Source organism: Nocardioides sp. (assembly GCF_047607365.1).
Lineage (GTDB): Bacteria > Actinomycetota > Actinomycetes > Propionibacteriales > Nocardioidaceae > Nocardioides.
Map to the genome: position 1 here is coordinate 1 of NZ_JASGDD010000147.1, position 8,889 is coordinate 8,889.

8 protein-coding genes and 1 pseudogene are annotated in these 8,889 nt (G+C 71.9%); 7 read left to right on the forward strand and 2 right to left on the reverse strand.

The window, feature by feature from the left end; genetic code table 11:
• The 3 genes and pseudogenes from QM572_RS11665 to efeB all read left to right on the forward strand — a co-directional run.
• A pseudogene (locus tag QM572_RS11665) lies at positions 1-688 on the forward strand (ferrous iron transporter); the annotation flags it as partial.
• Positions 685-1,935 (forward strand): iron uptake system protein EfeO, encoded by a 1,251-nt coding sequence (gene efeO, locus QM572_RS11670; protein WP_415093245.1) that lies wholly within the window; start codon positions 685-687, stop codon positions 1,933-1,935. The pseudogene QM572_RS11665 and the gene efeO, both read left to right, overlap by 4 nt.
• A gap of 10 nt (positions 1,936-1,945) precedes the next feature.
• Positions 1,946-3,235 carry an iron uptake transporter deferrochelatase/peroxidase subunit gene (gene efeB / locus QM572_RS11675; RefSeq protein WP_415093247.1) on the forward strand — a complete coding sequence of 430 codons (1,290 nt, stop codon included), beginning with the start codon at positions 1,946-1,948 and terminating at the stop codon, positions 3,233-3,235.
• A gap of 122 nt (positions 3,236-3,357) precedes the next feature.
• On the opposite strand, the gene QM572_RS11680 is transcribed toward efeB, so the two are convergent.
• The gene (locus tag QM572_RS11680; protein ID WP_415093249.1) at positions 3,358-3,927 is read right to left on the reverse strand and encodes an O-methyltransferase; all 570 of its coding nucleotides are present in this window, start codon (positions 3,925-3,927) and stop codon (positions 3,358-3,360) included.
• A gap of 236 nt (positions 3,928-4,163) precedes the next feature.
• Here QM572_RS11680 and QM572_RS11685 point away from each other — a divergent pair, with 236 nt between their 5' ends.
• The 3 genes from QM572_RS11685 to QM572_RS11695 are packed head-to-tail and all read left to right on the forward strand — an operon-like array spanning position 4,164 to position 6,495.
• Positions 4,164-4,304, forward strand: a complete 141-nt coding sequence (locus QM572_RS11685; protein ID WP_415093251.1) for a hypothetical protein — start codon at positions 4,164-4,166, stop codon at positions 4,302-4,304.
• A gap of 11 nt (positions 4,305-4,315) precedes the next feature.
• Positions 4,316-5,407, forward strand: coding sequence for a 3-isopropylmalate dehydrogenase (locus QM572_RS11690; protein ID WP_415093253.1), 1,092 nt, complete (start codon positions 4,316-4,318; stop codon positions 5,405-5,407).
• Positions 5,404-6,495, forward strand: coding sequence for a branched-chain amino acid aminotransferase (locus QM572_RS11695; RefSeq protein ID WP_415093255.1), 1,092 nt, complete (start codon positions 5,404-5,406; stop codon positions 6,493-6,495). The genes QM572_RS11690 and QM572_RS11695 overlap by 4 nt, the downstream gene beginning before the upstream one ends.
• 102 nt (positions 6,496-6,597) lie before the next feature.
• Here the strand turns inward: QM572_RS11695 and QM572_RS11700 are convergent, their stop codons facing one another.
• A complete protein-coding gene (locus tag QM572_RS11700) occupies positions 6,598-7,932 on the reverse strand; it encodes an FAD/NAD(P)-binding protein (protein WP_415093257.1) in 1,335 nt (444 codons plus the stop codon).
• Between the two features lie 53 nt (positions 7,933-7,985).
• Between QM572_RS11700 and QM572_RS11705 the strand changes: the two genes are divergently transcribed.
• Positions 7,986-8,889: serine/threonine-protein kinase (locus QM572_RS11705; RefSeq protein WP_415093259.1), on the forward strand; the 904-nt coding region annotated here is incomplete at its 3' end.

Genomic DNA, 8,889 nt, shown 5'->3' on the forward strand with positions numbered 1-8,889 from the left:
CGTGGCGGCCGTCGCCGCGGTCGCGCTCCTGCTCGCGGTCCCCATGCCGAGCGCGCGGCTCGCGACGGAGGCGCCGGACACGACCGGCGCGACCGTCTCGCTCTCGATCACCGGCAACGGCGAGCGCGCGGCCCTCGAGCGGGACAACCACACCCTCGCCCTCACCGACCGTGCCGCGACCACCGACCACGGCGCGGACACCCGCTGGACCGCGACCGCGGTCATGGGCGACCTGCCGACGACGATCGACCTGCAGGACCTGCTCGACGTCAACGGCGGGCGGATCCCGAGCGGGCTGTCGGTGGCCGCGGCCAAGGGCCCGTTCACCGCGGCGTGGACCGACGAGACCGAGCTCACCGTCCTCACCCGCGACGGCGGGCTCGTCGACGCCGCTCTCGGCGGCACCCTCCTGCTCACCTACTCCGGCGGCGGCCTCACCACGCCCCGGGTGCTGACCGTCGACGGCTGGCAGCTCTCGGACGCGTACGTCGACGCCGTCCGCTCCACGCTGGCCTCCGTCGACTCCTCGGCCCACTCCCGGGCCCTGTGGAAGCACTGGGTCCCCGTGGCCCTGCTGCTCCTGGCCGTCGGCCTGCTCGTGCAGGCCGCCCGCCACCGCTCCGCATCACCCACGCGACCGCCGACCTCGGCGGCCGACCTCCTCGAAGGGACCCATCACCGCTCATGACGACACGCTTCACGATGACGCGGGCCGCCGGCCTCCGCCGGACCAGCCTCCTCGCGGCGACCGCCGCGCTCGCCGCCACCGCTCTCGCCGCCTGCGGCAGCGACTCGGACGGCACCGCCACCGACGGCAGCAGCGACTCCGGCAGCGGCGCCTCGCAGATCGCGGTCAAGCTCGTCAGCGGCACCGACGGCGACGAGTGCCAGCTCAGCGACACCACCGCCAAGGCCGGCCCGGTGACCTTCGAGGTGACCAACGAGTCCGCGACCGGCATCACCGAGTTCGAGGTCCTCTCCGGCGAGAAGATCATCGGCGAGAAGGAGTCCCTCGCTCCCGGCCTCCCGTCCGCCACGCTCACGCTCACCCTCGGCGGCGGCGACTACACGATCTACTGCCCGGGCGCGACCGAGGAGAAGATCGACTTCACCGTCACCGGCGAGGCGTCGGCCAGCCCGACCGGCACCGCCGCCCAGCTCCTCCAGCAGGGCGCGACCGACTACGCCTCCTACGTCACCACGCAGCTCGACGGCATGGTCACGGGTGTGAAGTCCCTCCAGAGCGCGATCGACGCCGGCGACCTCACCGCCGCGCAGAAGGCGTACGCCGAGGCGCGCCCGTTCTACGAGAAGATCGAGTCCGACGTCGACGGCTTCGTCATGGACGGCTTCGACCCGACCGACAACCACGGCAACCTCGACTACCTCATCGACATGCGGGCCTCCAACGAGGACCCGGCCGTCGGGTGGAGCGGCTTCCACGCCGTCGAGCGGGACCTCTTCCAGGCGAAGGAGATCACCGACCAGACCAAGCAGTACGCCGCCGACCTGACGACCAACGTCGAGAAGCTGGCCGAGCTGTCGACGTCCCTCACCTACAAGCCCGAGGACCTCGCCAACGGCGCCGCCGGCCTCCTCGAGGAGGTCCAGGCCAACAAGATCTCCGGCGAGGAGGAGGCGTTCAGCCACATCGACCTCGTCGACTTCGCGGGCAACGTCGAGGGCGCCCAGCAGGCGTTCGAGGCGCTGCGCGCGGGCCTCACCGAGATCGACGCCACGCTGGTGGACACCATCACGGCCCGCTTCGAGGCGGTCAACACGCTGCTCGAAACCTACAAGGACCCGAGCGCGCTGGGCGGCTACAAGCTCTACACCGCCGAGGTGAAGAAGACCGACGCCAGCAAGCTCAGCCAGACCGTCCAGGCGCTGCAGGACTCCCTGTCCCGTTTGGCGGAGAAGGTCGCCACGGCCTGAGACTGGTCCCATGGGTGAACGATCTGGGATCTCACGCCGGAGCCTGGTCGCAGGCTCCGGCGTGGGCGTCGCCGCCATCGGCGCGGCGGTCGGCTTCGCGGCCGGCCACGCCTCCGCGGAGACCGCGCAGTCCGGGGAGGTCCCCGAGGACCTGGGCGGGGACCGGATCGACCTGAGCACGTCGTACGACTTCTACACCGGGGGTCACCAGGTCGGGATCGAGACGCCGCCGCAGCGGCACACGGTCTTCATGACCTTCGACCTGGTCGACGGCTCGACGACGCAGGACCTCCAGGTGCTGCTGGCCCGCTGGTCGGCCGGCATCGCCCAGCTGATGAAGGGCCGCACCGTCGGCGCGGTCGAGCCGACCCGCGCCGACGGGGTCGCGCCGGACACGGGGGAGGCCTACGACCTGGCGCCGGCGTCGCTCACCGTCACGCTCGGCCTCGGGCCGGGGTTCTTCGACGAGCGCTTCGGCCTGGCCGACCAGCGCCCGGCCCACCTCGAGCCGCTGCCGACCCTGCCGAGCGACCAGCTCAAGCCGGAGCTGACCGGCGGGGACCTCTCGCTCCAGGCGTGCGCCGACGACCCCCAGGTCGCCTACCACGCGATCCGCGACCTCGCCCGGATGGCGCGGGGCACGGTCACCACGAAGTGGACCGTCCTCGGCTTCGGCCGCGCCTCCGCCGGCCGCGGGCAGGTCACGCCCCGCAACCTGATGGGCTACAAGGACGGCACCCGCAACGTGAAGTCGGCGGAGGACTTCGACGAGTTCGTCTGGATCCCCGAGCCCGAGGAGGCCTCCGACCTGCTCGAGCCCGCGTGGATGGTCGGGGGCACCTACCAGGTGGCCCGCAAGATCGACATGGACATCGAGATCTGGGACGCCACCACGATCACCACGCAGCACACGACCTTCGGGCGGACCAAGGTCGAGGGTGCGCCTCTGACGGGCCGGTCGGAGTTCGACACCCCGGACTTCGACGCCACGGCGGACGGCGCTCCCGTGATCGACCCCGCCGCCCACATCGCGCTCGCCGCGCACGAGAACAACGACGGCGTACGCATCCTGCGGCGGGGCTACAACTTCACCGACGGCATCAACGAGAACGGCCAGCTCGACGCCGGCCTGCTGTTCATCAGCTACCAGCGCGAACCGCAGCAGTTCATCACGTTGCAGACCCGGCTCGGCGGCTCCGACCTGCTCAACGAGTACATCCGCCACGTCGGCTCCGGCCTCTTCGCCATCCCGCCCGCCCCCGAGCCGGGCCACTACATCGGCGAGGCCCTCTTCGCCTGAGCCCCAGCCGGCGGGCAGCCGGCGTCGTCGTACAAATGCACGATTCTGTACGGCGTGTTGCCGGTGCCGTCGGCGCGCCTTCGCACAAATGCGCAATCGTGGCGGGCGTGTCGCCGGGACGGTCAGCGGCGGGTGGCGACGAGGACCGAGGCGTCCGAGGCCACCATCACGTCCACGGCCGTGAAGGACTCGTCGGTGAGCCACAGCTCGCGCAGCCAGTCCACCCGGCCGTAGGCCACCGGCGGCCAGGTCTCGCTCGGGAGGAAGTCGTCGAGCACCACGATCCCGCCCGGCTCGACGAGGTCGATGATCTTCTCCGGCGTCACCTCGTCGGGGATGCCGGAGTCGAGGAAGAGCAGCGAGAACGGGCCCCGGTCGGCCAGCGTCGCCCAGTCCGCGGCGAGCACCTCCACCTGCGGATCGCCGGCGAACATCGCGGACGCCGCATGGGCCAGCTCCTGGTTGACCTCCGCGGTGAGGATCAGCGTGTCCTCACGGCGTACGCCGGAGCGCAGCCAGGCGGTCCCGACCCCTGTCCCGGTGCCGAACTCGGCCATCGTGCCCGACCGCGTCCCGGCCAGGGTAGCGAGCAGCCGCCCGGTCTCGTTGCGGCAGAACGACACGAAGCCCGCCCGGCGGGCGACGTCGAAGGCGCGGGTGACGATCTCGGGAAGCTCGGGCGGCGCGCTCATGACTGGGCCTCTTCCATGAAGGCATCCTTTCACGCGAGCGATCCGTGCTAGCCTGCCTGTCATCATGCGAGCGCTTCTCCTCATTCAGGTAGTAACGCGCCGCGGCGGGGCCCAGAACATCTGATCTGAGAGGCCACCCCGTTCGCGGCGTGGCCCTTGCGCTCCCCCCGGATCTAGCGATCCACCGGGACTCCCGGCTTCTCACCCTCCTTCCATCGTTCGGAGAAGCCATGCCCATGAAGTCCCTGACCCGCATCCTCGAGTGGGGTCCCAGCAGTCACGACCCGGAGAACCCCTTCAGCGTCGAGAACACCGTCGACGCCGCCCTGTCTCACGCCTTCGGGGCCGACGGCGACGCGCGTCCCGACGACAACTAAAGTCGGATCCTGTGACCAGCCCTGCGACCAGCACCGCGACCGGCAACTCCGGCACCGTCAATCTCGCCGTCATCCCCGGCGACGGCATCGGTCCCGAGGTGACCGCGGAGGCGCTCAAGGTGCTCGACGTCGCCTCGCCGGTGAAGCTCGAGCGGACCACCTACGAGCTCGGTGCGGAGCACTATCTCCGCACCGGCGAGGTGCTGCCGCCGGCGGTCCTGGAGGAGATCAAGGGCTACGACGCCATCCTGCTCGGCGCGATCGGCGGCAAGCCCAACGACCCCGACCTGCCGCCCGGCCTGCTGGAGCGCGGCCTGCTGCTCACGCTCCGCTTCGAGCTCGACCACTACGTCAATCTGCGTCCGTCGCGCCTGCTGCCGGGCGCCGTTTCGCCGCTGAGCGACGCGGTCCTCGGCAAGGGCGAGATCGACTTCGTCGTCGTCCGCGAGGGCACCGAGGGCTCCTACACCGGCAACGGCGGCGCTCTGCGCGTCGGCACCCCGCACGAGATCGCGACCGAGGTCAGCGTCAACACGGCGTACGGCGCGGAGCGGGTGATCCGCGACGCCTTCGCCCGGGCGCAGGCCCGGCCCCGCAAGAGGCTGACGCTCGTCCACAAGACCAATGTGCTGGTCAACGCCGGGTCGATCTGGTGGCGCCTGGTCCAGGAGGTCGGCCGCGAGTTCCCCGAGGTCGCGGTCGACTACAGCCACATCGACGCGGTCATGATCTACCTGACCACCGACCCGCAGCGGTTCGACGTGATCGTCACCGACAACCTCTTCGGCGACATCATCACCGACCTCGCCGGCGCCATCACCGGGGGCATCGGCCTCGCGGCCAGCGGCAACATCAACGCCGCCGGCACCTTCCCGAGCATGTTCGAGCCGGTCCACGGCTCCGCCCCCGACATCGCCGGGCAGCAGATCGCCAACCCGACCGCCGCGATCCTCTCCGGCGCCCTGCTGCTCGAGCACCTGGGGCACCCCGACGCAGCGAAGGCCATCGACGAAGCCGTCCTGGCCGACCTCACCGAGAACGGCAGCCTCCGGCGTACGACGTCCGAGGTCGGCGACGCGATCGCAGAAAGGCTCTCCCGATGACCCTCGACATCACCACCACGCCCAACCCCTCGCCGAAGACCGACGAGGAGGTCGCCGCGATCCTCGCCGACCCCGGGTTCGGCAGCCACTTCACCGATCACATGCTCACCGTCGAGTGGACGCCGGAGGCCGGCTGGCACAACGCCCGGATCGAGCCCTACGGCCCGCTCTCGCTCGACCCGGCCTGCTCGGTGCTGCACTACGCCCAGGAGACCTTCGAGGGGCTCAAGGCCTACCGGCATCCCGACGGCACCGTCTGGGGCTTCCGGCCCGAGGCCAACGCCGCCCGGATGGCGCGCTCCTCGGCCCGCCTCGCCTTCCCCGTGCTCGAGACCGAGGACTTCGTCCAGGCCGTCGCCGCGCTGGTCAGGATCGACGAGCGCTGGGTGCCCGAGGCGCGCGAGGGCGAGGAGAAGTCGCTCTACCTCCGGCCCTTCATGTTCGCCTCGGAGTCCTTCCTCGGCGTCCGCCCGGCCCAGCACGTCACCTTCATGGTCATCGCCTCGCCGGCCGGGTCCTACTTCAAGGGCGGCGTGAAGCCCGTCCGGCTGTGGCTCTCGGAGTCCTTCACCCGCGCCGGCCGGGGTGGCATGGGCGCGGCCAAGACCGGCGGCAACTACGCCTCGTCGCTCGCGCCGCAGGCCGAGGCCTACGCCCAGGGCTGCGACCAGGTGATGTTCCTCGACGCCTCCGAGGGTCGCTATCTGGAGGAGCTCGGCGGGATGAACATCTTCTTCGTCTACCGCGACGGGCGCCTGGTCACCCCCGCCACCAGCGGCACCATCCTCGAGGGCGTCACCCGCGCCTCGCTGATCGAGCTCGCCGGCAAGCAGGGACTCACCGTCGAAGAGCGCCAGATCCCGCTGTCGGAGTGGCGCGACGGTGTCGCCTCCGGCGAGATCTCGGAGGTGTTCGCGTGCGGCACCGCCGCGGTCATCACGCCCGTCGGCGAGCTGGTCTCGGCGACCGAGTCGATCGCGACGCCCGAGCCCGGCGGCCCGGTCACGACGGCACTCCGCGCCGCCCTCGTCGACCTCCAGTTCGGCCGCTCCGAGGACACCTTCGGCTGGACCCGCCAGTTCGCATAGCGGTGAAAGTCCCCGGTTAACCGGCGAAAAGGGAACTTCTCGGCCGGCACGCCCCCCGAGAAGTTCCCCAGTCCCCGGTTAACCGGGGACTCCACCCCCCCGTCAGCCGGCGATGCGGGCGGCGATCTGGGCGGCCTGGGTGCGGATCTCGGGGATGGCGGTCGACTCCCAGAGGGTGCCCTTGCGTGGGGGGCCGACGGCGTACAGGCCCTCGACGACCTCGCCGGAGGCGTCCAGCAGCTCGCCGTCGTCGGTGCTGAGGATGCCGAGGCGCAGGGGGTCGGGGGCGATCAGCCCGCGGCGGAGCAGGGCGTGCAGCAGCGGGTCGTCGCTGCCGGTGACGTCGGTGAGCGGGCCGGTGCAGTTGACGACGGCGTGGAAGTGCTGGGGCGCCTCCCCCGGAGCGAGTACGACGTCCGCGACCGTGGCGGCGTCGGAGACCGCCACGAGCGTCCCGGGACGGATCGACAGCCGTCCCTCACGGCGGTAGCGGTCCACCCGGTCGGCGATCTCGCGAGCCATCCGGTGGCGGCGGATCTCCCACTCCCGGCGGTGGACCTCAAGGAACCGCACCCGCTCCTCGTGCGGGAGCCGCCGCCACAGGTCGTTGGTCGCGGGCCGGATCCCGTCGACCACCGCGCGCCAGCTCACGTCGACGGCGCGGGCCGCCTCGATCTCGGCGACCATCGTCTCGGCCAGCAGGTCGGCGGTGAGCGGCCCCTCGGGCACCTTCGTCACCCAGGCGGTGTGCTGCTGCCCGGCGTGCGCCTTGGGCAGCACGCCGTTGCGGCTGACCATCGTGACGTGCCGGTTGGGGCCCTCCTCGAGCAGTGTGATCGCGGTGTCGATCGAGGTGAGGCCGGTGCCGACGATGAGCACGTGGGCGTCCGCGGGCAGCCGGCGCAGCCGGCCGAGGTCCCACGGGTTGTCGAAGAGCCAGGCGGCGTCGGGCAGCGGCTCGCCGTCGACCGCGAGCGGCCGCGGCGCGAGGTTGCCGTAGGCGAGGATCACGTGGTCGGCGCGGGTCGTCGTCCGGGCGGTCGCCACGTCGAAGCCGTCGGCCTCCCGGCGTACGACGTCGAGCACCCGCCCCGCGCGGATCTGCAGCCGGTCGTCGGCGACCTCGCCGAGCCGGTCCTGGAGGTAGATCGCGAAGTCGGCGCGCGACAGGAAGCCCTGGGGGTCCTGGTTGCGCCCGGTGCGCAGCGACCAGTCGAGCAGGTCGCCCGGCCGGTCGGGGAAGGCGCTCATGTGGCGGGCGCGGACGTTGAGCAGGTGGCGCTGGTCGGTGGTGCCGTAGGCGATGCCACGCCCGACGATCCCGCTGGCCTCGAAGATGACGACCGAGAGCTCGGCGTCGGAGCATCGCGCCAGCAGGTTGGTCGCCGCGAGCACGCCGCTCGCCCCGCCGCCGACGATCGCCACGGTCTGCCTCATCGTGGACTCCGCTCCTCCCGCGACTCTCGCCCGAGGTTGGTTACCCTCGACGCGTGACGACGGCGCCCAGGGACCCAGCGTTCCCGACCGTCGGCGCCTACAACCTACTCGCGCAGCTCGGCGAGGGCGGGATGGGTGTCGTCTACCGCGCGACGAGCAGGGCCGGCGGCAATGGCGGCGGGATCGTCGCCGTCAAGGTCCTCCGTCCCCAGGTGATCGGCGACCGCGAGGCACGCGAGCGGCTGGCGCGCGAGGTCAGCACGCTGCAGCGGGTGCGCTCCCGGTGGGTGGCGGAGATCCTCGACGCCGATCCGTGGGGCCCGACGCCGTACGTCGTCACCCGCTATGTCCCGGGACGCTCGCTGCACCAGGTCGTCTCCGAGGAGGGCCCCATCGGCGGGGACGACCTGCTCTGGCTCGGCCGCGGGCTGCTCGCCGGGATCCGCGCGGTGCACGAGGCCGGGGTGCTGCATCGCGACGTCAAGCCGTCCAACGTCGTGCTGGAGGGCCGCACGCCGGTGCTCATCGACTTCGGGCTCGCCCGGATGGCCGAGGACAGCCACCTCACCCAGACCGGCTGGATCCTCGGGACGCCGGGCTACCTCGCGCCCGAGGTGATCCACGGCGAGGAGCCCACGGAGTCCGTCGACGTCTTCGGGTGGGCGGCCACCCTCGCGTACGCCGCCACCGGGCACGCTCCCTACGGCAAGGGCCCCGCGATGGCGGTCATGGATCGCACCCGGCGCGGCGAGCACGACCTGACCGGTGTCGACGTGTCGCTGCGGATCGTGCTGGAGTCGGCGCTCTCGCCGGAGCCCGGGGAGCGGCCGACGGTCGACCAGCTGCTGGAGTGGCTCGCCCGCCAGGGCTCGGACCCGACGGCCGTCCACCGGCGGGTCGAGGCGCCGCCGCAGTCCCCGCCCACGGCGCCGCTGCCGGTGGCGACCGGCGTGCTGC